Annotated in this window: 20 protein-coding genes; 10 read left to right on the top strand and 10 right to left on the bottom strand. The window is 54.2% G+C overall.

Going from position 1 to position 23,124, the window contains the following annotated elements:
* The first annotated feature begins 103 nt into the window (after nucleotides 1–103).
* Nucleotides 104–868 carry a 2-keto-4-pentenoate hydratase gene (locus HED22_RS15235; RefSeq protein WP_167723755.1) on the top strand — a complete coding sequence of 255 codons (765 nt, stop codon included), beginning with the start codon at nucleotides 104–106 and terminating at the stop codon, nucleotides 866–868.
* A 98-nt stretch (nucleotides 869–966) separates the two neighbouring features.
* Here HED22_RS15235 and HED22_RS15230 read toward each other — a convergent pair whose 3' ends face one another.
* The 3 genes from HED22_RS15230 to HED22_RS15220 form a co-directional block, all read right to left on the bottom strand.
* On the bottom strand, nucleotides 967–1,863 hold the full coding sequence (locus tag HED22_RS15230; RefSeq protein WP_254870082.1) for an SMP-30/gluconolactonase/LRE family protein: 897 nt from the start codon (nucleotides 1,861–1,863) through the stop codon (nucleotides 967–969).
* A 102-nt stretch (nucleotides 1,864–1,965) separates the two neighbouring features.
* Nucleotides 1,966–2,682, bottom strand: coding sequence for a FadR/GntR family transcriptional regulator (locus HED22_RS15225; protein WP_167723752.1), 717 nt, complete (start codon nucleotides 2,680–2,682; stop codon nucleotides 1,966–1,968).
* A 99-nt stretch (nucleotides 2,683–2,781) separates the two neighbouring features.
* Nucleotides 2,782–3,768: an aldose 1-epimerase gene (locus tag HED22_RS15220; protein WP_167723750.1), complete on the bottom strand. Its 987-nt coding sequence runs from the start codon at nucleotides 3,766–3,768 to the stop codon at nucleotides 2,782–2,784.
* 176 nt (nucleotides 3,769–3,944) lie between these two features.
* On the opposite strand from HED22_RS15220, the gene HED22_RS15215 reads away from it, so the two are divergent.
* Complete coding sequence (locus HED22_RS15215) at nucleotides 3,945–4,676, top strand: FadR/GntR family transcriptional regulator (RefSeq protein ID WP_167723748.1); 732 nt, start codon at nucleotides 3,945–3,947, stop codon at nucleotides 4,674–4,676.
* Nucleotides 4,677–4,955: 279 nt separating this feature from the next.
* On the opposite strand, the gene HED22_RS15210 is transcribed toward HED22_RS15215, so the two are convergent.
* Entirely contained in the window at nucleotides 4,956–5,735 is a 780-nt protein-coding gene (locus HED22_RS15210) for an HAD family phosphatase (protein WP_254870081.1), read from the bottom strand.
* Between the two features lie 181 nt (nucleotides 5,736–5,916).
* Between HED22_RS15210 and HED22_RS15205 the strand changes: the two genes are divergently transcribed.
* Nucleotides 5,917–7,506: an FGGY-family carbohydrate kinase gene (locus HED22_RS15205; protein ID WP_167723746.1), complete on the top strand. Its 1,590-nt coding sequence runs from the start codon at nucleotides 5,917–5,919 to the stop codon at nucleotides 7,504–7,506.
* A gap of 247 nt (nucleotides 7,507–7,753) precedes the next feature.
* Here HED22_RS15205 and HED22_RS15200 read toward each other — a convergent pair whose 3' ends face one another.
* Together HED22_RS15200 and HED22_RS15195 are read right to left on the bottom strand one after the other, a co-directional pair.
* Nucleotides 7,754–10,900 (bottom strand): efflux RND transporter permease subunit, encoded by a 3,147-nt coding sequence (locus HED22_RS15200; protein WP_167723744.1) that lies wholly within the window; start codon nucleotides 10,898–10,900, stop codon nucleotides 7,754–7,756.
* Nucleotides 10,901–10,911: 11 nt separating this feature from the next.
* The gene (locus HED22_RS15195; protein ID WP_254870080.1) at nucleotides 10,912–12,051 is read right to left on the bottom strand and encodes an efflux RND transporter periplasmic adaptor subunit; all 1,140 of its coding nucleotides are present in this window, start codon (nucleotides 12,049–12,051) and stop codon (nucleotides 10,912–10,914) included.
* A gap of 165 nt (nucleotides 12,052–12,216) precedes the next feature.
* On the opposite strand from HED22_RS15195, the gene HED22_RS15190 reads away from it, so the two are divergent.
* From HED22_RS15190 to HED22_RS15170, 5 genes are all read left to right on the top strand, one after another.
* Nucleotides 12,217–12,885, top strand: a complete 669-nt coding sequence (locus tag HED22_RS15190; RefSeq protein ID WP_167723742.1) for a TetR/AcrR family transcriptional regulator — start codon at nucleotides 12,217–12,219, stop codon at nucleotides 12,883–12,885.
* Between the two features lie 214 nt (nucleotides 12,886–13,099).
* Nucleotides 13,100–14,263, top strand: a complete 1,164-nt coding sequence (locus HED22_RS15185; RefSeq protein WP_167723740.1) for a hypothetical protein — start codon at nucleotides 13,100–13,102, stop codon at nucleotides 14,261–14,263.
* Between the two features lie 3 nt (nucleotides 14,264–14,266).
* Nucleotides 14,267–14,644, top strand: coding sequence for a VOC family protein (locus HED22_RS15180; protein WP_167723738.1), 378 nt, complete (start codon nucleotides 14,267–14,269; stop codon nucleotides 14,642–14,644).
* 489 nt (nucleotides 14,645–15,133) lie between these two features.
* Nucleotides 15,134–17,050, top strand: a complete 1,917-nt coding sequence (locus HED22_RS15175; protein WP_167723736.1) for an autotransporter outer membrane beta-barrel domain-containing protein — start codon at nucleotides 15,134–15,136, stop codon at nucleotides 17,048–17,050.
* Nucleotides 17,051–17,268: 218 nt separating this feature from the next.
* Nucleotides 17,269–17,655, top strand: a complete 387-nt coding sequence (locus HED22_RS15170) for a c-type cytochrome (RefSeq protein ID WP_167723733.1) — start codon at nucleotides 17,269–17,271, stop codon at nucleotides 17,653–17,655.
* A gap of 144 nt (nucleotides 17,656–17,799) precedes the next feature.
* On the opposite strand, the gene HED22_RS15165 is transcribed toward HED22_RS15170, so the two are convergent.
* From HED22_RS15165 to HED22_RS15155, 3 genes are all read right to left on the bottom strand, one after another.
* Nucleotides 17,800–18,723: an arylamine N-acetyltransferase gene (locus HED22_RS15165; RefSeq protein ID WP_167723731.1), complete on the bottom strand. Its 924-nt coding sequence runs from the start codon at nucleotides 18,721–18,723 to the stop codon at nucleotides 17,800–17,802.
* Between the two features lie 564 nt (nucleotides 18,724–19,287).
* On the bottom strand, nucleotides 19,288–19,893 hold the full coding sequence (locus HED22_RS15160) for a hypothetical protein (RefSeq protein WP_167723729.1): 606 nt from the start codon (nucleotides 19,891–19,893) through the stop codon (nucleotides 19,288–19,290).
* 38 nt (nucleotides 19,894–19,931) lie between these two features.
* Complete coding sequence (locus HED22_RS15155; protein ID WP_167723727.1) at nucleotides 19,932–20,405, bottom strand: SLATT domain-containing protein; 474 nt, start codon at nucleotides 20,403–20,405, stop codon at nucleotides 19,932–19,934.
* 372 nt (nucleotides 20,406–20,777) lie between these two features.
* On the opposite strand from HED22_RS15155, the gene HED22_RS15150 reads away from it, so the two are divergent.
* Together HED22_RS15150 and HED22_RS15145 are read left to right on the top strand one after the other, a co-directional pair.
* Nucleotides 20,778–21,632 (top strand): D-amino-acid transaminase, encoded by an 855-nt coding sequence (locus HED22_RS15150; RefSeq protein WP_217701896.1) that lies wholly within the window; start codon nucleotides 20,778–20,780, stop codon nucleotides 21,630–21,632.
* A 153-nt stretch (nucleotides 21,633–21,785) separates the two neighbouring features.
* Entirely contained in the window at nucleotides 21,786–22,667 is an 882-nt protein-coding gene (locus HED22_RS15145; protein WP_217701895.1) for a DMT family transporter, read from the top strand.
* Here HED22_RS15145 and HED22_RS15140 read toward each other — a convergent pair.
* The gene (locus HED22_RS15140; protein WP_167723723.1) at nucleotides 22,664–23,122 is read right to left on the bottom strand and encodes a pyridoxamine 5'-phosphate oxidase family protein; all 459 of its coding nucleotides are present in this window, start codon (nucleotides 23,120–23,122) and stop codon (nucleotides 22,664–22,666) included. The two genes, HED22_RS15145 and HED22_RS15140, sit on opposite strands and share 4 nt — an antisense overlap.
* Nucleotides 23,123–23,124 lie beyond the last annotated feature (2 nt).

Genomic DNA, 23,124 nt, shown 5'->3' with positions numbered 1-23,124 from the left:
TGGGCTGATTTTAACGAATCGAGGTGATTGGTATGATGACTTTGCGCCCAAAGCCCGCTAGGCTCAGACACCAAATCACACACCACAAACAAGAAGACCGGGAATGACTGATATTACTGCCGCCAGCCGCATCCTTGCCGACGCCTTTACCCAGCACACCCTGATCGATCCCCTGCCTGATGACATTGCCCCCAAGAGTTTTGACGAGGCCTATGCCGTTCAGGACGCAACGTTAAAGCAGGTCGGGATTGCACAAGCTGGCTGGAAGCTTGCGGTTGCCACCCGTGCGGCACAGGAAAAAATCGGCGCGGATGGCCCGCTGGTTGGACCGTTGCTGGAGGGACGCATACTTGGCGATGGTGCGACACTGACCACCAAGGACATCCATTTCCCGAATATCGAGGCCGAAATTGCTGTCGTCATGGCAAGCACCCCTGCCCCGGATGCGACATCAAGCGATATCCTTGATCATATCAAAAGCATGCATCTGGCAATCGAGATTGCTGATCGACGCTATCACGAAAAGCAGGACCCGGTTCAAACACTGGCCGACCTTAATTCGACCAGCCACTTCATCCTAGGCCAGGAAATCGAGGGTTGGCGTGATCTTGGCTTTATCGGTGGCAAAGTCACCACCAAAAGCAACGGTGAAGTTCTTGCCAGCAATGACGATCCCGATGCCTGGCCGGAGATATTTGGCGGGCTTGAATATCTGGTCGGCTTCCTTGCCAAGCGCGGCAAAAGCCTGAAGGCCGGTGACGTGATCACGACGGGTGCCTGTGCCACCCCGACCATCACCTCGTTTGGCAAAATCGAAGCCATCTTTGAGGGGCTTGGCACCGTGACCGCCGAGATCAAAAAGGTCTGACCCGATCTGACAAGTCTGAATTCGGGCGACAAATCGCCAATAAAAAAAGCCATGCGACATCCCATCGCATGGCTTTTGTTTTAAGGTGCGGCCGGGTTTTAGCCGTTTTCGCGGAACTTGTTGACCGGCACACCGGGCACTTCAACGCGCAGCTTTACGAGCTTCCCGGCATGGGGGAATTCAGCGCGCTTTTCAGGGCTGTACCCTTCCTGATGGCTGGTAACATACAGCGTTTTCATATCCGGCCCGCCAAAGCACGGCATGGTCGGATTGGGCATGGGCATTGCGATTGATTTCAAAAGCGTTCCATCCGGCGCAAAGCGATTGAGGTTGCCAGCCGATACCCCAGCCGACCAATAGCACCCTTCCGCATCCACCGCCCCGCCATCCGGGCGGCCAAGCGTATCATCCAGATCAAGATAGCGCGTGCAGTTGGAAATATTGCCCGTTGCCACATCGAAATCCCAACGATTGACCCACGGCCCGCGGGAGTCCGAATGATACATTTTCGTCCCGTCGCCCGACCAGGCAATGCCGTTGGAAATCTTGAACCCGGTTGCCTTTTCCTCGACCTTGCCATCAGCCGTGATGCGATAAAGTGAGGCAATCGGCATTTTTTCGGGATTGTCATCCATGGTGCCAACCCAGAACGCGTCATCCGGGCCGATCTTGCCATCGTTGGTGCGGCTGTTAATACCGTCTTCGATCCGGCACAGTGGCGTGCGCTCGTCGGTTTCAGGATCAAGGAAAATGATGTCCTTGCGCAGGGCCACGATAATGCGCCCCTGATCTGTCAGGCCAAAGCAGCCAAGCTCGCTGTCAAATGTCCATGTCGTACGCACACCTGTTTCGATGTCATGCGCATGCAGTTTGCCATTCAGGATATCGGTCCAGTAAAGCCGGTTATTGGCCGCATCCCAGTTGGGGCATTCCGCCAATGTAAAGGTCTCGTCAGAAAGAAGTTCCGGCTGATACATCGAACCGCCCGTCATCATACACACTCCGAAATTCATATGATTAATTATTGTTGTGTTCTGGTGTGCCGTAACCGCCCCCTGCTTGTCAACAGGGCGATGCCCGTCAGGAACGCAGGGGGCTTATTTGTCGCGGGCGTGGTCGGTGACACGCTGACGGGCCTGATGCAGGTGATAGCGCATCATAAGTTCGGCGCTGTTGCCATCGCGGCCAATGATTGCGTCATAGATCTGGCGATGTTCGGACAGGACCTTTTGGGCGCGTTCCGCCGATCCACCGCGTGTGATATTTAGGGCCACACGCATGGATTTCGACATTACTTCATCCAGGGAATTGAGAATGGTGACGAAAATTTCATTCCCGCCGGCACGCGCAATCGCCATGTGAAAAGCGAGATCGGCTTTGTCGGCGATATCGCCTGCGGCAACCCCGTCTTCGAGCATCTTGAGCGCATTTTCAATTTCGCGATGGTGGCGCGGGCTGGCCCGTTCGGCCGCCATGCGCGCTGTTGTGCCCTCAATCGCGGAGCGTGCCTCAAAACAGCGCAAAAGTCCGGCGACATCACTGACACCGCCAAATTCGATCAGGCCCTGTGGCGGGCGCTTTTTAACGAACGACCCAACCCCCTGCCGGGCATAAACCAAACCATCTGATTGCAGTTTACGAAGCGCCTCGCGAACGACCGGGCGTGACACACCAAACGATGCGCAGATCTCGTTTTCCGAGGGCAGTTTGGTTCCTTCGGCGAGATTGCCAGAAATGATTTGTTCGAGAATCTGACCATAGAGCTGATCCGCAAGCTTTTCGCGCTTCTGAACCCTTAAAAGCAATTCCGACATCCGTCCCCCGGACTTGTTATCTTGTAAAACTTACTTGTAAGTTTTTATCGATAAACGACCTGTCGGTAAAGCCCTTGCACCAGCGCCAACCAAACCCGATCAGTCAACCAGCGAATAGTCGCGATTACCCGGCAGTTCGAGCTCGGCATCTTCGACCAGTCCGCTGTCAGGCTGTTCCAGCAAGCTTGGAATCAGTGTCATTGTCCCGGTCAGTGTCTGGTTCTTGTCCAGCACCTTAAGATCGCCAAGTTCCTTGAATTCCGGACGGTTATGAACGTTGGGCACGTGGGAAACCGGTTCGACACAAAACGTCTTGCCGTCTTCGGGGATATAGAACTGAACGTTTGGCAACGTATCGCTTGCAACCATTTTCAGACTGTAGCCTGCGTCCTGCCAGACCATATCGGCCTCAAGATGCCAACCGGCATAATGGGCATCCAGCGCGCGGTTATGGCGGATCATCTTGCCATCCGAAAAATCACGCCCAAGATCAATCACCGTGCGTGCTGTTGGCAACATCTCATCATCGGTGGCAAAACTGTCGGCTGCGATAAAGGCAACCGACACATCATCACCGCCGGGGAACCATGGATGCAGGCCAATACCATAGGGCATGGGCGTACGGCCAAGATGGCGCACGCCGATTTCAAGGGTGACGTCCTGTTCGGTGACCTTGAATTCCTGCCAGGCGACATAGACAAAGCCGCTTTGCGGATCATCATGTTTGTGATTGAAGCGCAGGGTGTCGACCGTCGGGCGTTCAATCGTCCATTCTGCCGACCGCCCGAACCCATGAATGGCATGCGGGCTGGGCGGGCGGTTGGCCGGGACCTTGACGATGCGCCCGTCAAATTCGAACTCGGCAAAGGCCAGCCGATTGGCAAATGGCACCATCGGAAAACAGCCAAGGCTTGATGGATTGGCAGATGCAATCGCCTCGGGCGTTACGGGACGCAAAAGATTGATGATGCCCTTGCCATCCGGGCGGATCCAGTCGATCCGCGATATCGACCCGCCCTGCGGGACAATCCCGATCTGGAAAGGACCACTGTTCCAACGGTATTCAGGTTCGCCTTTTTTGGCCATGCCTGCGCGCCTCACATCCAACCAAAATCATATGATGACTTTACAGAACCACTATCGTTCGATTATGTGAAGATGATAATTCCCATGGCGCCAACCAAACCTTAACGCCAATCGCCATTTTTATATCTAGGGTCAGGACCCTCGTCGTTTTACACCGGATTTATCGGATACGCAAAATGAACAAGCCCCGTGTATCGGCAGCACCGCGCAAAGTCTCGCTGACCGAAAAAGTCATCGCCAGCCTGCGCCAAGAGATTGAAAGCGGGCAACGCGAACCCGGCACCAAGCTGCCGACCGAGCCGGTCCTGACCGAACAGTTCGGGGTCAGCCGCACTGTCATACGCGAAGCCATTGCGGCGTTAAAGGCAGACGGGTTGCTTGAACCGCGTCAGGGGGCCGGGGTGTTTGTTCTGCCCCCGCAAGCACGCACCAGCGAAACATCGATTTTCGCAGTTGATTATGCGCAAGTGTCTGATGTTCTGGAAATCCTTGAACTGCGTATGGCAGTCGAGATCGAAGCCGCCGGTCTTGCCTGCACGCGAAGCTCGGTGGCGCAGCAAACCAAGATTTTTGAGGCGATGGCCAAGATGGAACAAGCCCTTGAAAAGGGTGAACCGACCGAACAGGCCGATTTCGAATTCCACAGCGCGATCGCAGCCGCAACCAACAATCGCCGCTTTGCCGAATTCCTTGAACATCTGGGCGATAAAACCATCCCGCGCGCGCAGTTGCGCCGCCGCCCACCAGAGGCCGAAGACCAAAAGGCCTATATGCAGATGATTACCGGCGAACATCGCCGTATTTATGATGCCATTGCCGCGCGCGATGAAGAAAGTGCGCGCAAAGCCATGCGTGATCATCTCAGCCAAAGCCAGACCCGTTATCAGAAACTTCTGACCCAGCGCTAAAGCGTTTTGCGTTTAATCTGCTCCATTATGTTTGTTTTTGGCGTGCCGTTTGGCAAGGCACAGCGTGCAGAGCGATGCGACGCATCGGTCAAACGGTGTAACGCAGTCAAACGCCGCCAAAATCAAACCCTTCGGGCTGGGATAACCTTCCGCCCCGCAGCGTCAAGCCCCTTGAACGTAGCCCCGCTACGTCCTGCGGACCTTTCCTCGCCGGACAGAAGGTCATCTTCGGCAGAATGGGGCAGATTAAACGCAAAACGCTTTGGGGTCAGGCCCCATTCAGATGACGGCCTCGGCAAGGATCGCCATATCCTTGATGACGATATCTGCACCCGCATCATAAAGACGCCTGCTTGCGGTTTGCCGATCGTCGGCATAATGCCCGCCCCCGACAAAGCCGATACATTTCATGCCCGCGGCCCGCGCCGCTGTCACCCCGGCCACGGAATCCTCGATCACGATGGCCTCGGTCGGGGCGTATCCCATGCCATTTGCGGCATAAAGAAAAAGATCCGGGGCCGGTTTGCCGTTTTGAACAAAATCAGCACTGTAAACCCGGCCTTCGAACCACGGGCCAAGGCCCGTGACCTGCATGGTCTTTTCAAGGCGTTCGACCGAGCTGCTTGATGAAATGCAAAAGGCAATATCACGTTGACGCAAGGCTTCCAGGACGGCATCGATCCCGTTAATCTTGGTCAGGTCGCGGTCATAGCGATCAAACAGCATTTTATAATAATACGGTTTGAATTCAGCACTGACATCGCGGCCCGTTTGGGTTTTGATATATTCAATCGGAGCAGAACTTGATCGACCGGTAAATCGGTCAGATACCTCGCGCAGGCTTAACGGTGCGTTGAAGTGATCAAGCACATCGACAAGTGTCGCGAGCGAGATCGGCTCGCTATTGACCAGAACGCCGTCACAGTCAAACAGGACAACACGACAGGCGTCAAACAGAGCTTGAATGTCTGATGCTGACGTTACGATCTTGGCGCCGACAGCATTGGTCGCGCCTTGGACTTCGTTTCCTCGGGCCATGTTGAACCTGGCTTGTTTCATTTGTGTTATTCCGACAGCGTAACCAACGAGGAAGTTCAGCGTCAACAAAAATGAACATTTGACCAATTAGTGAACTTTTGATCAACTCAGGCCAAATTGAAGTCACACAGACCAAACAAAAGATCACCCGGCATCGGAGAATTCCGGAAAAGTCGGGGAATACGCGGAGGAGTACCCCATCATGAGTCCCAGTTCCCCTTGCTTCGTCGGTGTCGATGTCGGCACCGGAAGCGCGCGTGCCGGCGTGTTTGACGCCAATGGCAAATTGCTTGGCAGCGCTGCGCACGCGATTGCGATGAACCGGCCAAAGCCCGATTTCGTCGAACAGGATTCTGAAAATATCTGGCAGTCGGTCTGTCAGTCGGTGCGTGATGCGCTGGCGCAATCCGGGGTCGCGGCCGACAAAATTGCGGCCATCGGATTTGATGCGACATGCTCACTGGTGATCCGCGATCAGGATAACCGACCACTGGGTGTCACCCCCAACGGGGCGGATAATTGGGATGTGATTGTCTGGATGGACCACCGTGCAGTCCGCGAGGCCGAGGAATGCACCGCCACGGGTGCCAAGGTTCTGGATTATATCGGCGGCACCATGTCGCCCGAAATGGAAATCCCCAAATTGATGTGGCTGAAACGCCATCACAATGCCACCTGGCAGAAAATGGGCGCGGCCTATGATCTGGCCGATTTTCTGTCCTTCCGCGCCACCGGCAGCAATGACCGGTCCTGCTGCACGGTCACCTGCAAATGGACCTATCTTGCCCATCAGGATGAACCATGGGATCGCGATTTCCTGAAAGCGATCGACATGGAAGACCTGAACGACAAGATCAACATGCACGAGGCCGCCCTTGCGGTTGGCGACCTGATCGGATCGCTGTCCGAACAGGGGGCAGCTGACCTTGGCCTGACGACGGATTGTGTGGTCGGGGCCGGTTTGATTGATGCCCATGCCGGTGCGCTGGGCACCCTTGGTGAATATCTGGACGGTAATCTTGATCAGCATTTTGCCATGATCGCGGGCACATCGACCTGCCATATGGCACTGTCAACGGAACCGCGCTTTATCAAAGGCGTGTGGGGCCCCTATTTCGGCGCGATTGCCCCGAACCTTTGGCTGAATGAAGGTGGGCAGTCAGCGACCGGTGCATTGCTGGATCATATCGTTGCCATGCATCCGTTTTCCCATGCCATGGGCCGGGATGCCCATAAGTTGGCGGGTGAAAAACTGATGCCGATGATGGCGGAAAAAACCGACCTTGCGCCGCGCCTGCATGTCTTGCCGGATTTCCATGGCAACCGCTCCCCGCTGGCTGATTCCGAGGCGCTTGGCGTTATTTCGGGCCTGACACTGGATCAGAGCGAGGAAAGCTTCCTCAAGCTTTATTGGGCGACAGCCTGCGCGATTGCCTATGGCACCCGCCACATCATCGATGCCATGAATGATACCGGTTATGACATCACCCACATTCATCTGAGCGGCGGCCATACCGCAAGTCGGGTGCTGGTCAAACTCTATGCCGATGTCACCGGCTGTACGGTTGTGATGTCCGATTGCGAAGAGCCGGTTCTTCTGGGTTCTGCCATGCTCGCTGCCGGTGCGCTTGACGCCGAAGGTGGCCTTGCCGCCGCAGCCCGCAAGATGGCTGGCAAGGAAACCGCCCATGCGCCAGATCCATCGGCCAAGGCCGATCATGATCGCCGTTATGCCATTTTCCATCAGATGCATGCCCATCGCCAGACCCTTGATCGCATGAGCAAAGCCTGATCTTTATCCGGCCAGAAGTGCGATATTTATGGGCTTGATGAGGGTTTGGCATAGTTTCCCCTATCCAAAAGGCGCTTGACGTCACTTTGGGTTAAGGTCAAAACAAAAGGGCCGATGCAAACGCATCGGCCCTTTCTTTCGCACGCGCAACGGCGGGGTCGGGGGATCATGCAGAAATTTAAATTCTGCACCGTCACGGCGCGATGCTGTTTAAGGCCAGCCTTTTGATTAGGGCTGGCCTTAAATTTTATTCAGCCGGATGTTCGTGGGTGGCCTGGACTTCGCCCTTTTTCTTCCGGTTCTTGGCGAATGCGCCAACAATCAGAACAAAGAACAGCGGCACGAAGAAGATCGCCAGCACCGTTGCGGCAATCATCCCGCCCATCACACCAGTACCAACCGCCACACGGGCCCCGGCCCCGGCACCGGTCGAAATTGCCAGCGGCACGACACCAAGGGTAAAGGCCATCGACGTCATGATGATCGGACGCAGACGCTGACGCGCAGCTTCGACCGTTGCTTCAAGCAGCCCCATGCCCTGGTCATAAAGTTCGCGGGCGAACTCGACAATCAGGATGGCGTTCTTGGCCGACAAACCAATTGTGGTCAGGATGGCGACCTGGAAATAGACGTCATCGGGCAGACCACGCAGAATGGCTGCGATCACGGCTCCAAGGACGCCAAGCGGCACGACCATCATCACCGAAATCGGAATGGCCCAGCTTTCATACAAAGCTGCGAGACACAGGAAGACGACAATCATGGACAGTGCATACAATGCCGGTCCCTGTTCGCCCGCTTCGCGTTCTTCGTAAGACAGCCCTTGCCATTCCAGACCGATATCACCCGGAAGCTTGGCAACCATTTGCTCCATCGCCGCCATCGCATCGCCCGATGCCACACCCGGTGCGGCCGAACCCTGAATGTTAAGCGAGGACAAACCGTTGAAACGTTCCAGACGCGGAGAACCGTAAGTCCAGTTGGTCGAGGCGACAGCCGAAATCGGCACCATTTCGCCCGACTTGTTACGGACATACCAGTAATTCATGTCTTCGGGCATCATGCGGTATTTGGCATCGGCCTGCATGTAAACCCGCTTCACACGGCCATTTTCAATGAAGTCGTTGACATAGCTTGACCCCCAGGCCGCCGCCAGCGTCCGGTTGATATCGGCAAGGCTTACACCAAGGGCACTGGCCTTTTCCTGATCAATATTGACGTTGAATTGCGGCGTATCATTGAGACCATTCGGACGTACACCGACAAGACGCGGGTCCTGTGATGCCATGCCCAAAAGCTGGTTACGGGCAGCAACCAAAGCATCGTGCCCATTACCACCCCGATCAACAAGCTGAAGGTCAAAGCCGTTCGCCGTACCCAGTTCGATAATGGCCGGCGGCGCAAAGGCAAACACCATGGCTTCTCGGATACCGGCAAACGCGCCATAGGCACGCCCAATCACCGCATCGACCGACTGATCCGGGCGCGTACGTTGCGACCAATCCTTGAGGTTCACGAACGCAATACCCGCATTCTGGCCATTACCGGCAAACGAGAAGCCGGCAACGGTGAACATGCCGTCGATGTTTTCCGCCTCGTTCTCCATGAAGTGTTTTTCCAACTTCTTGAGAACCTCAACGGTACGTTCCTGTGACGCCCCGGCAGGCAACTGCACCATGGCAAACATGATGCCCTGATCTTCTTCGGGCAGGAACGAACCCGGCAGACGAACAATCAGAGCCGCAAGTGCAGCAACCAAGATGCCGTAGACAAACAGATAGCGCCATTTGCGGTTCACAACATGGCCAACGCTGCCTTGATAGAAGTTGTTGGTCCGCTCAAAGCCGCGGTTAAACCAGCCAAACGGGCCTTTTTTCTTGGTCGGATCGGTGTGGCCGGGTTTGAGCATGGTCGCACACAGCGCCGGTGTCAGAACGATCGCGACAACAACCGAAAGCGCCATGGCGGAGACGATCGTGACCGAGAACTGGCGATAAATCGCACCGGTCGACCCGGCAAAGAAGGCCATCGGCACAAACACCGCAGAAAGCACAAGTGCAATACCAATCAACGCACCTGTGATTTGTCCCATGGATTTTCGCGTTGCTTCGCGCGGCGGAAGTCCGTCTTCGTGCATCACACGTTCAACGTTTTCGACCACAACAATCGCGTCATCGACCAGAAGACCGATGGCCAGAACCATGGCAAACATGGTGAGCGTGTTGATCGAATACCCGAAGGCCGCAAGAATCCCGAAGGTCCCCAGCAAAACAACGGGAACCGCAATCGTCGGAATAAGCGTTGCCCGCCAGTTCTGCAGGAACAGGAACATCACTAGGAAGACAAGAATAATGGCTTCACCAAGCGTCCAAACCACTTCCTCAATCGATACTTCGACGAACGGTGTCGTATCATAGGGGTAGACAATCTCTACCCCTTGCGGGAAGAATGGCTTCAGTTCTGCCAGACGGGATTTAACCGCCTCGGCCGTATCAAGCGCATTAGCACCGGTCGCAAGGTTGATCCCGATACCGGTTGCAGACTGAGCGTTATAGCGCCCGACAATGTCATAACTTTCGCCGCCAATCTCGATCCGGGCGACATCGCCAAGGCGCACCTGTGCGCCGTCGGTTTCGACCTTCAAAAGAATGTTGGAAAACTCGTCAACCGTCTGCAGTTTGCTTTGGGCGGTGATGGTTGCGTTGATCTGCTGACCTTCAACGGACGGCGCGCCGCCAATCTGACCGGCGGTGACTTCGGTGTTTTGCGCCTCGATGGCCGCATTAACATCCATCACCGTCAGGTTGTAGGACAGCATCTTGTTCGGATCGAGCCAGATGCGCATGGCATGCTGGGCGCCAAACACCTGGACCGAACCAACACCGTTCACACGCGCAATCGGATCTTCGACCGACGACACAACGAAGTCAGAAAGGTCTTCGGCATCCATTGACCCGTCGGCAGAAACAAAGCCGACAACCATCAGGAACGAGCCCGATGACTTGCTGACGGTAACACCCTGCTGCTGCACTTCGGTCGGAAGCGATGACATGGCCGCTTGCAGCTTGTTCTGCACCTGAACCTGGGCAATGTCCGGATCGGCTTCGGGTTCAAAGGTCAGCGTAATCGACGCCTGCCCGTTCCCCGACGAGGTCGAAGACATATAACGCAGATAATCAAGACCGTTCATCTGTTGTTCGATCACCTGGGTGACCGTGTTTTCAACAGTTTGCGCCGAGGCACCGGGATAGGTTGCCCCGATTTCAACAGAAGGCGGCGCGATCGACGGATATTGTTCGATGGGCAACTGCCAAAGCGACAAGCCCCCCGCCAGCATAATCACCAGGGCAATAACCCAGGCGAAAACCGGGCGATCAATAAAGAATTTTGCCATTGAATAAGTCCTTATTCGGCGGCTTTGGCGGATTCAACAGGCTGTGGCGCAACAGGCGCACCCGGTCCGATGCGCTGCAGGCCATCAACAATTACCTGCGCACCATCTTCGATACCGGCCGTAACCAGCCAATCCTGTCCCTGAGACTGCTCGATTGTCAGATCCTTTGAGGCAACCTTGCCATCCTCGACGACATAGGCATAAGCCGAGCCATCCGGGCGGCGCATGACCGCTTTCTGAGGCACAAGGAAGGCGCCCTCAAGACGTCCCTGACGGACCTGACCACGGACAAACATGCCCGGCAGAAGGGTCCCGTCCGGGTTCGGGAAGACCGCGCGCAGGCGGACCGTGCCGGTGGTTTCATTCACCGTCACGTCCGAGAACTGCAAGGTCCCCTTGTGCGGATATTCAGCACCGGTTGCATCAATGATCAGGGCAACCTCGATCTTCCCGTCCTCAACACCCTGGATGCGACCATTGCGGATGGCTTCCTTGATCTTCAGCAAGCGGCCACCGGCCTGCGTCACGTCGACATAGATCGGATCAAGCTGGGTGATCGTGGTCAGTTTGGCACTCTGATTGGCCGTCACAAGCGCACCTTCGGAATAATCGGATGATCCGATCTGACCGGCAATCGGTGCCGTGACCGTGGTGTAGGCCAGATCAATACGTGCCTGTTCAAGCTCGGCGCGGGCCGCAGCAACCGACGCCTTGGCTTGTGCCTCGGCGGCAACGGCATCGTCATAGGTTTGCTGGCTTACGGCCTGGGATTTGATCAGCGGATCATAGCGTGTGCGCGTCTTGGTCGTCTGATCAAGGGTGGCGCGCTGCCGGGTCAATTCAGCCTGGGCAGCATCAACGCGCGCCAGATAAACTTCCTGGTCAATCATGTAAAGCTGCTGACCTGCTTCAACAAACGCGCCCTCGGTGAAGTTGCGTTCCTTGATAATGCCATCGACCTGTGGGCGGATATCGGCCTGACGATAGGCAACAGTGCGACCGGGCATCTCTTCAACAAGGCCAACGGTCTGCGCACTGAGCGTGACCGTTCCGACCGGGGTTGCCTGGGGCTGCTGCTGGGCATTGGCCTGCTGACCGCCGCCGTTATTTTCTTCGCTGCAAGCTGCAACGAGAACGACAAGCGCTGCCATACCGGCGAATTTCAAACAAGATCGCATGGACAAAATGCTTATTCCTTCTAAGTCCGTGCAAAGCAGTGTGGTGGGCGCTTTGCCATTGCTTTTATAGATACTGTACGGTACAGTACACTTTGTGCACTGCACGATCAAGGCCCAAAGAGAGCGAAGCCAATAAAGATGAGTGAAACGCCAGAAAAGCTTGAAAAACAACACGCTCGCGGAACTGCACGACGTCGTGCAATGATGGATGCCGCATGGGCGTTATTGCTTGAACGTGGCTTCTCCGGAGTGACCCTGAACGACGTTATTTCACAATCAGGCGGATCGCGTACCACCCTTTACGAAGCATTCGGCGGAAAGGATGGCTTGCTGGCTGCGGTCATGACCGAGCGCTGCAAGGAATTCTCCGCCGAACTGCATATCTCGCTGGAAACCGACCTCCCTCCCCGTGATGCCCTTACGGACTTCGGCACGAAACTGGCCAAAAAGATTGTAACCGAGGAAGTCGCACGCTTCACTCAAATTCTGTATTCGGAAGGCCAGCACTTTCTCCCCCTGATTGAGAAGTTCTTTGAAGTTGGTCCTGACAGCACCCGCAAACACCTTGCGGACTATCTGTCACGACAGGAAAAACTCGGTCGCATCAAGATCGAAAACCCGGACCATTCGGCAGAAATGTTCGAATCGATGATCATCGGTGACTGGCAATCGCGCATCATGAAACACAATCCGCGCCCGCCCATGACCGATCAGCAGATCAGTGAACGTGTGTCGCGCGCTGTTGAGACTTTCCTGTGTGGCATTGCAACGCCGGAAACGCGCGAAACGTTCGGCTGCAGTAAATAACCCCCTGCTATCTGTTTGATCTCAGACATGCCTAACACCGCCCTCCTGACAGCATCCTGTCAGTTGTGAAGGGATGCGCAGACGTTTTGCGGCGGGTGACCTTGATCACATCTGATTTACTTTGCCCTAACATAACCAAAATTGCGGTAAACTGTTGTCAGCGTAACCGACCGCGTGATTTTACGCGCACAACGGCAAGCAAAAGGACCGCGTCATGCATTTCCGAAAGGCTCTTACCGGCTTTGGTATTCTTGCAGTTTCCATTGCAGGCCTGACCACGCGCGCCGAAGCCATTTCGGTCGAAGACGCCCGCACGGCCGTTGACGCCATCCTGATGCAATCGGGTATTGCCGCAACCGAGGTTGACGCGCGTACCGTTGATGGCGACGCGGTCGAACTGGTCTATGATGATGTTTCCCTGGATTTGCACGGCTATTCCACCCCGCGCCAACTGGTGATGGAAGATGTGCTTGTGACTGTGCGTGACACGGATGCCACCGGTCAGGTCGATCTGGATGTCAAGCTGCCCGAACGGGCGCAAATGCTGGCCGAAGCCACCAGCGATCAACGCGAACTGACGCTCCGCAATGCCGGGGGATATCTGCGCTGGGATACCGCACGCAATGTGCCGGTGACCTTTGACGGATTTGCCGATTTCCTTGTTGGCGAAGAACCGGTGTCGCGCAAACACTGGATGATGAACGGCCTGATCATGCAATGGCTGCCGGAAATGGCACGCATTGGCTGGCAGGCCGCCGAATGGACGGGCCCGAACCGCGAAAAGCGCGTCTCGATCAAATCGGCCAATTTCACGATCTATCCCGGGAAGGATGGCGCGACCCATCTTGACTACGCCCATGACGGCCTGTGGCTGCCAAGCCTTTTGCAGCCGCGTACAGTCCGGGTCAAAACCAGCAGTGCCGGTCTGCCATGGTCCGAAGCCCAGCCGATCATTGAAAAGGGTTTCCACGATATCCTGACGGGCACCGCCCCGCGCTTTGCGCGACGCCAGATCGGCGATGCCCTGTGGAAAAAAGCCGCCCAGAACGGCGCCCCGGTCAAGGTTGATGAATTCTATGTTGAATCGCGCGGCCTCGAGGCCCTTGGGTCTGGCGAATTCATCGCACAGGCCGCCGCGCGTTATGGCTTCACTGGTGACTTTGATTTCCGACTTTTGGGTCAGGACAAGCTGGTTGATCTTCTGGGCACACCCGATAGCCCGACCCTTTTGGGCGCCCTTGTGCCCTTTGCGGTCAACGGCCTTGCCGCCGGGCGCCCCGGCCCGCAAGGCACCACCGAATATGACGGGCAGTTGCTGCCCGATGGCCGGATTGTCGTCAATGGCTTGACGGTATTTCGCACGGCGGATGGCAGCTAGGCAATGGCGGCTGCAACCACAGGCCTATGCAGCCGAATAGTGCTTTATTGCCATGACATTGACGCCATGGTGGCATTTTACAGCAAGCATTTCGGCTATCAGGCCTTTGTCATTGACGGTGATCGCATTGTTGAACTCCGTCGCCCGGATGGTGGGCTGATCCTGATGCTCCATCCCGCAGGCAAGGGCCAGAAAGCAGGACAGTCATTGATCAAGCTGGTCTTTGACGTCGAAGATGTTGAAAGCGCCCGAAACGCCTTGATCGAAGCCGGGATTGATGTCGGCCCGATCCATCAGGCAGACAATTATCAGTTTGCAAACCTCAAGGATCCGGCGAAGAATTCGGTTTCCATCTCAAGCCGCGCACTCGCCTGCCTCTAACGCACGTTCGACGTCTATCGTTCTAGGGTCCAGACTCATTCAAATGGTCGATCCGACACTAGAAACCGGGTGCGATATCCAGAAAGCGTCCCGAATATCCCCAAAGCGCACAAAACGTATGCCCGCACCAAATTGCATGTTTCTTTATCGGAAATGCAGCTTAATTCTTTGCGCGGGGATTGAAGCGCTTCTTGTTCACTTGAAAATTTAGCCGATCTTGAGGTGTCTTTGCGTGATGGAAATTCATGCATCGGACAAAAACCTGTCTGGCGGATAACCGTTGAAGCATTGACCCGGGTAAAAAACTTGGCGTTTTGCAATCCGATGATGTGATCAGGCGCAAGCCGAGCAGACTTTCAGAGTTCTTCTCATCCCCGATGCAGCTCATAAGGCAAACCTTATGGCATGAACACGATGACCCTGTTTGCTGTGAGAGCAGCCAGAAGACAAAAGTGCGTAAAACGCATTGGTTGGGTGAAGGATTGAGCTATGGAAAGCTGTTTTAAGTCTGGCCACATATTGTGGCGGGTATTGCTTCTTATAACTGGTTTTACCAACAACGCACTGAAAATAAATATAAAACGTGACACAACACGGTACAAAAAAACAAAATCGACAATGCAGATGAAAACCAACTTCGCGCGGCTCTGCATTGCTGCACTATTTTTGCTTGTCGCGCCCAATAGCGCCCATGCTTACGGCGTAACAAACGCCGGTGGCAGTGCGGCGACAACGACAAAGACGATTACCAACCAAGCCCGCGAAACAGCTGACGGCGACGATTTGACGTTCTTTAGAAGCGGCAGCCCAACCACCGCTCTGGCCGCAGGCGATACGCTGCAAATTTCGCTGAGTGGCGGGGCGACTTTTGCCGACGCCAACATCTCCCTTGAAGCGTCACAGGGCGGGTCCGGCACCACTGACCTAACATGGGCAACCATTTCAGGATCGCCACAAGGTCAATCTTCGATCACCTTCACCATACAGCAAGGAACGACCCCAGCATCATTCGCCGCCCTCGAAGGCCTTATTGTCAGTGGCAGCACCATTTCTGGACAGTCCACAACGTTCAATCTTCCCCAGATTGCCGGACGTGATATTTTCATCACGTTCACCTTACGAGATTCAGGCGGCACACTCAAAGGAACAGCGAGCCTGAAGCTGTTTGACAACATTCTTCCGCCCGCTGGCAGCCTCGCAGAATCCCAGTCCGCAATCAAAAACGTCGTTTCAACCCATATCAGAAACATGACATCGCAAAGTGTCGGCCTTTCCGGCTTGATGACAGGGCGCGGTTTTGGGCGCGGTGGCGGTAGCCTTGGTGGGTTGTTTGATGGCAATGCTGCGTTTGGAAATGCGCTCGGCGAAGCAACCGGCCTGACATTGCCTGTCGCATTTGAGATGAACGAAGGTAAGGGCAGCTTTGCCGCCAACCTCAACAGCGTCATGAACTGGACCGGAGAACTGGCAGCCGGACAGCAAAACATCGATGGCCTGCCACCCGGCGAGTTTTCCAATTTTGAAAGCCCGGTCAACGCGTGGGTCAAAGGCAGATGGGAAGGCATCAGCGACAGCCGCGGCGGCACGGATGGGGATAGCGATTTCGGCCTGTTCATGACCGGCGTCGACTATCGCTTGGACAAGGACACCAAGATTGGCATTCTGGGCCAATATGACCTGTATAAAACGACCGCTACCGGCCAGGACAGCCAAGGCAAAGGAAAAGGCTGGATGATTGGCCCATATATGGTTTCCCGACTGGATGAAAACCTTATCTGGGACGGGCGCGTTGCCTGGGGAAAATCAAAAAACAAGATCAACCCGCTCGGCAGGGGTTGGGACAAATATGACGGCGAACGCTGGCAGCTGGAAACCAATCTGACCGGCGACATCCGCACCGACGACTGGGAGTTTTATCCCCAGATCGGTCTCAACTATTTCCGTGAAGAACAAAAATCTTACAAAAACTTTGGGGGCGAACGGATCGAAGCCCAAACGATTGACTTCGGAAACCTTACCTTCGGCCCCGAGATTGTTCGCGTTTTTCGGGTTGACGATGGCCTGACGTACCGTCCCTTCGTTGCCTTGAAGGGCATCTGGGATTTCAGAGCTCCGCCGATTGACCACAATAACGGAAGCCAGGTAAATACCGAAAAACTACGTGCCAAAGCCGAGTTAGGTGGTGACATCACGTTTGAAGATGGCGGCAGTATCTATGCCAAATATGCCTATGATGGTATAGGCTTGGCTAATTATGAATCTCATAGCATTGAAGTGGTGGCCAATACCCCGGTGACATTTGGTTTCCTTCCCGATGACAGCAAATTCAAGTCATCCTTTAACCAATCAGTCAGCTCAACCCAGGCGAGCACCTTTCGCGTGGGACTGGATATTCCACTAAACTAGTGCAGACAACGAAGGGGGTGGCGCAAAAGCCACCCTTTTTAGTTTTGGATCATGTCTGACAGCATATCGGTCGACGTTTCCCCCGGCCAATAGCCCCATGCCATGCATGGATAACCAAAACAGCAGCAAAGGTACGACCATAGCCTTAGGAAATTCGTTACCTTGCCTTGCTATACAGGCCCTCATCGGACAACCACTACCGCCTTTGGGAGCGCACCATGCAGAAAACCAGCCTTGTCATCCTTCTGACCGGCGTTGTTGCCTTGGGCATGTGGGGCATTGGTGATTACATGGCGCACAAGGGCGAGGAATACGGTGACGTCACCCGCGGGCAATCCATTGCCGAGCAGACCTGTTTGCGCTGTCATACCAAATTCGAAGGCGATCCGCTCCCCGATCCGAACGTGACAACCGCCCCTGCCCTTGCCAGTTTCGGGCAACGCTGGCCGCTTGAAAACCTTGAGGAAGCGCTGGCAGAGGGCATCACGGTATCGCATGACAACATGACCATGCCGGAATTTTCCTTTACCCCGCAAAGCATCGCCGATCTGCTGAGCTATATGGAAAGCCTGACAAACGAGGCCAACGCAAAAGCTGGCAAATAAGCCCGTGTGCGATCCGGATGCTTTTGGTCTACGACCTGTCCCAAACTGCCGGGAATACTCGCAGTTCGGTTGAAAACAATTGGCGGGAAGCCAAAGCTCCCCGCCCTTGATCATTCACAGGCGGCATAAACACCGCACAATCGTTTATCCGTAACTGTGCGTGACCAAACTTGCAAAGGCCCCGCGCCAGGCCGGGTCCGGCTCGATGCCAAAGATATCTCTCAGGGTTTGCGGAATGTCGCCGACGCTCAGCGTATGGTGCTCTTCCTCGCCGGTGACCAGCCGGATGGTCAGGCGGTTATTCAGCAGCATGAAGCGGGCAAACGGGGCCGAACGCGCAACCATCAGGGTTTTGCAAAACCCGCTTTCGGGATGATCGGATGCGTACCAGTTCATGACCTCGTAATCGATGTCAGCCACGGGGGCGATATCCACCTCGTGCACCGCCTTCCAGACGCCATCACGCTCCATTTCGGTCACATAGCTATGTTCGCCCTTGATCACGCGGTACGTATCATGCGGGGTGGCTTGCGGTGTTTCGATATCAAGCATCAGGGGTGCTGTCGGCACACAGCCACCAAGACCAACATCGGCAAGCCACGCTTCACCATCAATCATCACCCGGTTGGCCATATGGCAGCGCGGACGGGGCAAATCGTTTGGCCCATAGCCCCATAAAACCCGCCCGGCCAGACCTTCGACCTCAAATCCAAGGCTGCGCAATACCCTGCAAAACAAGCCGTTCTGTTCAAAACAATACCCGCCCCGCCCGTCATGGATCAGCTTCTGATCGACCTTTTCGGGATCAATACTGATCGGTTTGTCATTGAAGACATCAATGGCTTCGAACGGGATCGTTGCCGGATGCATTGCATGCAGGGCCTGCAATACTTCCAGCGTTGCTTCACGCGGGCCGTCATAGCCGATCCGGGCGAAATAGGCATCCAGATCAACTTCCTGCCTTGGGCGTTTAAGCGGGGCGGCCCAGCTGGCATTGATCCGGCTTTGCAGCGTGTCACGGTCATGTTCGACCGGGTTATTTACAGTGACGGGCTGGTGGCTATTCATCACAAGGCTCCATTTCTTTGGCAATGTTTTTTCATCATCTTTTTCATCTCATGGAGCAGGACGATAGAACCTCAACTTATGTTAGGGTCAAACGCAAAAAATGAAAAATTTTAGGAGGATAAAGATACCCGTTACTGGGTGTGTTAACCTTACTTGCTCATAGCTATTCACATCTGTTCCAAGATTTTCCTAAAAGCAACAGACCGAAATTAAAGACAGCGAGCCAACGTTATGAAGGTGTTCCGCAGATGTAAAAATGTGAAGTTTGCAAAAAATGATTGAGCTAGGACTTTGCCAATTTCTGCAAAGCTTCTTGCATACAGAACTCTACCACCGATCAGATATAGTGCCTGCGTGTCGCAAGTGATTTCGACAGGGTCATGAAGTATGTAAGATGGATAAGGGAAAAGTCCGTCTATGCTCGCACTCGGCACGCCAACTCGTTCTAGGATCTTTATCTGGTAGGGTCGCTCGATAATGTAATTTACTCTTTCCCACTGTTCATTTTCACGGATCACGATGATCGGCATAACATGAGTTGGGACAGTATCTGGCGTCGGGTGTTCAAATATTCCGACTGAGTATATCTTCATCAAGCGCCAGTGACTCCAAACCAAACCGAGGATTATATCCGACAAATTTTATCTTTTCATTTCCCCTGGATAGATACTTTCGGATTTCTCGTACATAGTTATTGGGGCAATATAATGCGATTATGTCGGACTGACGCACTTTAGCCTTGGAGTTAAAGCAAAGCTCAAAAAATAAAGGGCTGTTGCCCCTAACCTGAATCAGCTTTTTAATAAAATTCTCTGGAAAAACCTCTTCTAGGACCTCCGACACCTCAGAGTAATTCAATTGGCTGAAGCTTTTACCGTCACCTCCTCCACACTTTTCATTTATACGAGATACAATGCTAAGCATTTCTCCGAATGAAAAACGAAGTTTCTCCGCGTATTTAACTAAGTCACTTCCTAAATATCCAGCTTGGCAAGCTCCTGTATCAAAAGCACTCCCCCAAAGAAAGCCTTCTGAGTTTCGTGTGAGAAACTCTTTGTTAATCACAACCATCATTGACCCTCGTATCCTCGGAGGGGCTAACTCTGGCAAACCTATTTGAAAAAAAATACTTTCGTTGAAGTATACTTCTTCAGAAGAAACACCAAACATCTGTGGAAGATGCCTCAAATTGAATACTTTAGAGATTATCAATTGCCTTTTTCTTTCTTTATCTTGTTAACCGTCTCCATAAACTGGCCAGACCAACTGGCATTCGCATCATTTAATATCCCCTGATACTTCTCAAAATACTCGCGATATTCCTCGGTTGACACGCCTCCAGAGGCCAAAGCCTCTAAACATCTGTATGACAGTTCCTCTTCCAAGGCTTTAAGTCTTGCCACCGTCGAAATAGCTATATGCAATCGCTCATGGAATTTAAAAAACTGCATAAAATTCAGAGCGATAGTCCCCATTGAAATTGCCACTATCGCCAGAATAGAGAGAACATCTTCCTTATAATCAATATTAATTGCAACCAATGTAGAGCCTACGATCCCGCCAAGAATCTGAAAAACACCGAAGTACTTTGCCATTCTGCCGCACTTCTTCCTTCGACCTTCGAATCCATTGATTTGCCTTTTAATCTTTGCCATCAAATCATCGTAAACATCTCCCCCCATATCAAGCACTCCCCAAAGCATGAACTAACAATAGAAATCGCACATAAAAATAGACCGCCCATTCGCAGCAAACAACCTGTTTTGCCAACGGAAGATAATTGAATTAAATTTCAACAAAACTAACTATTATACGTTTAATATTTCAACAAGATCCTTATCAACCCCCGACAAAGACAACAATTCACCTTTTACACGCACGATATAGAGCTTTTGCGCGACAGATTGCGTGCGCCTGTGATATCTGAGAGTCTAAATAGCGGAAGAACCAATGATCGCGATGGCTGCGCTTGCGCGAGCAGGTCTTTGGGAAACGTCGCTCCATCCATCCAAGACGGATCGCAAAAGGTCCGCTTGCTAAACAGGAAAGTTATGATGCGCACTGTTTATGTGAACGGCGAGTTTTTGCCGGAAACCGAAGCCAAGATTTCGATTTTTGACCGATCCTTCCTGTTCGCCGATGGCGTGTATGAGGTTACCTCGGTCCTTGATGGCAAGCTGATTGACTTTATGGGTCATATGAAGCGCCTCGAACGCTCGCTCAAGGAACTGAAATTCGATTTCAAACCCGATATCGACCAGCTTCTTGAAGCCCACCGCGAACTGGTGAAGCTTAACGACATCACCGAAGGCCTGATCTACCTGCAGGTTTCGCGCGGTTCGGCAGGCGACCGTGATTTTGCGATTTCCAAAACCACCCCGCCGACCATCGTGATGTTCACGCAAAGCAAATCGCTGATCAATTCGCCGCTGGCCGAACGCGGCCAGAAGATCATGACCTTCCCGGATATCCGCTGGCGCCGGTCTGACATCAAAACCGTGCAGTTGCTCTATGCGTCGCTTCTCAAAACCGACGTCGCCGCACAGGGCAAGGATGATGCATGGATGGTGCTGGATGGTTTCATCACCGAAGGATCAAGCAACAACGCCTATATCGTCACCAAGGACGGCACGATCGTCACCCGCGAACTGTCGACCGACATCCTGCACGGCATCACTCGTGCATCGGTCCTGAAATGCGCCGAGGAGCTGCAGCTCAAGGTCGAAGAGCGCCAGTTCACGGTTGAAGAAGCCCAGAACGCGGCAGAAGCATTTTCGACCTCGGCCTCGGCCTTTGTCTGCCCGGTCGTCGAGATTGATGACAAGCCGATTGGCGATGGTGTGCCCGGCCCGGTCGCCAAGCGCCTGCGCGAAATCTATATCGAAGCCAATCGCAAGATGGCGATCTGATCGGCTTCAAACCATCCGTATGATCGTCTCCTCAATGTCGATCAAAACGCAAAACGCCGCCCGATATCGGGTGGCGTTTTGTTTATCTGCTGGCCTGTTAGAGGCAATTACCGTAAAGCTGGAAATTCGCGCCACCGTTATCAGGAAGCCCCATTGACCACGCAAACACCTTCACGCCAGAACAACCTTGCCGGCATAATGACGATGTGTGGCGGGGTGGCGGCTCTTTGCATCAATGACGGTCTGGCCAAAAGCCTGATGGATCATTATTCCCCGATCCAGATCATCTTCCTGCGCAACATTATCGCGCTCCCCTTTGCCTTTCTGCTGGCAATCAAGATGGGCGGGTATCGCAGCTTGCGCTCCACCCGGGTGGGGGTGCATTTCATGCGCGGCGTCATCTGGATTGCCGCCACCGTGATGTTCTTTACCAGCATCCATCACCTTGGCCTGGCCGAGGCCACCGCACTCGCCTTTGTCGCACCGCTGTTTATTACCGCCCTGTCGGCGATTTTCATTGCCCGGGTCGGCTGGCGGCGCTGGCTTGCGGTCAGTGTCGGCTTTGTTGGCGTATTGGTGATTGTCCGGCCGGGGGCGGCAACGTTTGAGCTGATCTCGCTTCTGCCGGTGGCAACAGCCTTTACCTATGCGCTGTTGATGTTAAGTGCGCGCTTTGTTGATGCCCGTGAAAGCATGTGGACGCTGCTGCTTTATCTCAGCCTGACCAGCGCGATCCTGACCAGCATTCCGGTGATGTTTGTCTGGAGCCCGGTACGCGCAGAAGACATCTGGCTGTTTCTGGCAATTGCGCTTTTTGGTACAGCCGGCATCACCATGATTACCCAGGCCTTCCGCTTTGCCGAGGCGCCGACAGTTGCCCCGTTTGACTACACAGCCCTCATCTGGGCCACAGCGCTCGGCTGGCTGTTCTGGGGTGAAACGCCGGATGTTCTGACCTTTGTCGGGGCCGCGATCATTACCGCCAGCGGACTGTTCGTCATCTTCCGCGAAAGCAAGGTCGCCGCAGAAAGCTAGTCACGCGGTTTGACGCCATAGGTCCGCATTGCACTTTCGCGCATGTCGGCCTCATTCACGTCCTTTTTGAACCGGTAACTGGGTGCCAGGATTTCATTGGCCTTGGTGACCGTGACATCAAACAGGGTCGCAACCCGAAAGGCATCGCCTGCCATCTCCTGCAAGATGACTTGGCGATCTTCAAAACCAGAATCACCTTTGCGCATCAGTGTCGCGTCGCCGTAAAGCTGCCAGCCGCGCTGTGAAAACACATCGACGAAACTGACGCAAACGCGCGGATCACGCGCGATACTTTGCACCGATTGCGGGGAAGCGATATTGGCAATGATGATGCGATTATCCCCAAAGCAGGCAAAGATTTCCTTGGGGCTGACGGACGGCCCGGCATCCGAGCTTGTCGCCAGCCAGCACAGAACCGAACGATTGGCATAGTCGCGGATGTCATCGGTTAGCATGC

The organism is Thalassospira sp. HF15 (assembly GCF_011806525.1).
In the GTDB taxonomy this organism is placed as follows: domain Bacteria; phylum Pseudomonadota; class Alphaproteobacteria; order Rhodospirillales; family Thalassospiraceae; genus Thalassospira.
This window is presented reverse-complemented; position numbering and strand designations above follow the sequence as displayed.

Coding starts and splice junctions, on each gene's coding strand:
- HED22_RS15235 (WP_167723755.1), top strand. CDS start 104: ATGACTGATATTACTGCCGCCAGCCGCATCCTTGCCGACGCCTTTACC.
- HED22_RS15230 (WP_254870082.1), bottom strand. CDS start 1,863: ATGATGACGGGCGGTTCGATGTATCAGCCGGAACTTCTTTCTGACGAG.
- HED22_RS15225 (WP_167723752.1), bottom strand. CDS start 2,682: ATGTCGGAATTGCTTTTAAGGGTTCAGAAGCGCGAAAAGCTTGCGGAT.
- HED22_RS15220 (WP_167723750.1), bottom strand. CDS start 3,768: ATGGCCAAAAAAGGCGAACCTGAATACCGTTGGAACAGTGGTCCTTTC.
- HED22_RS15215 (WP_167723748.1), top strand. CDS start 3,945: ATGAACAAGCCCCGTGTATCGGCAGCACCGCGCAAAGTCTCGCTGACC.
- HED22_RS15210 (WP_254870081.1), bottom strand. CDS start 5,735: ATGAAACAAGCCAGGTTCAACATGGCCCGAGGAAACGAAGTCCAAGGC.
- HED22_RS15205 (WP_167723746.1), top strand. CDS start 5,917: ATGAGTCCCAGTTCCCCTTGCTTCGTCGGTGTCGATGTCGGCACCGGA.
- HED22_RS15200 (WP_167723744.1), bottom strand. CDS start 10,900: ATGGCAAAATTCTTTATTGATCGCCCGGTTTTCGCCTGGGTTATTGCC.
- HED22_RS15195 (WP_254870080.1), bottom strand. CDS start 12,051: ATGGCAGCGCTTGTCGTTCTCGTTGCAGCTTGCAGCGAAGAAAATAAC.
- HED22_RS15190 (WP_167723742.1), top strand. CDS start 12,217: ATGAGTGAAACGCCAGAAAAGCTTGAAAAACAACACGCTCGCGGAACT.
- HED22_RS15185 (WP_167723740.1), top strand. CDS start 13,100: ATGCATTTCCGAAAGGCTCTTACCGGCTTTGGTATTCTTGCAGTTTCC.
- HED22_RS15180 (WP_167723738.1), top strand. CDS start 14,267: ATGGCGGCTGCAACCACAGGCCTATGCAGCCGAATAGTGCTTTATTGC.
- HED22_RS15175 (WP_167723736.1), top strand. CDS start 15,134: ATGGAAAGCTGTTTTAAGTCTGGCCACATATTGTGGCGGGTATTGCTT.
- HED22_RS15170 (WP_167723733.1), top strand. CDS start 17,269: ATGCAGAAAACCAGCCTTGTCATCCTTCTGACCGGCGTTGTTGCCTTG.
- HED22_RS15165 (WP_167723731.1), bottom strand. CDS start 18,723: ATGAATAGCCACCAGCCCGTCACTGTAAATAACCCGGTCGAACATGAC.
- HED22_RS15160 (WP_167723729.1), bottom strand. CDS start 19,893: ATGTTTGGTGTTTCTTCTGAAGAAGTATACTTCAACGAAAGTATTTTT.
- HED22_RS15155 (WP_167723727.1), bottom strand. CDS start 20,405: ATGGGGGGAGATGTTTACGATGATTTGATGGCAAAGATTAAAAGGCAA.
- HED22_RS15150 (WP_217701896.1), top strand. CDS start 20,778: ATGCGCACTGTTTATGTGAACGGCGAGTTTTTGCCGGAAACCGAAGCC.
- HED22_RS15140 (WP_167723723.1), bottom strand. CDS start 23,122: ATGCTAACCGATGACATCCGCGACTATGCCAATCGTTCGGTTCTGTGC.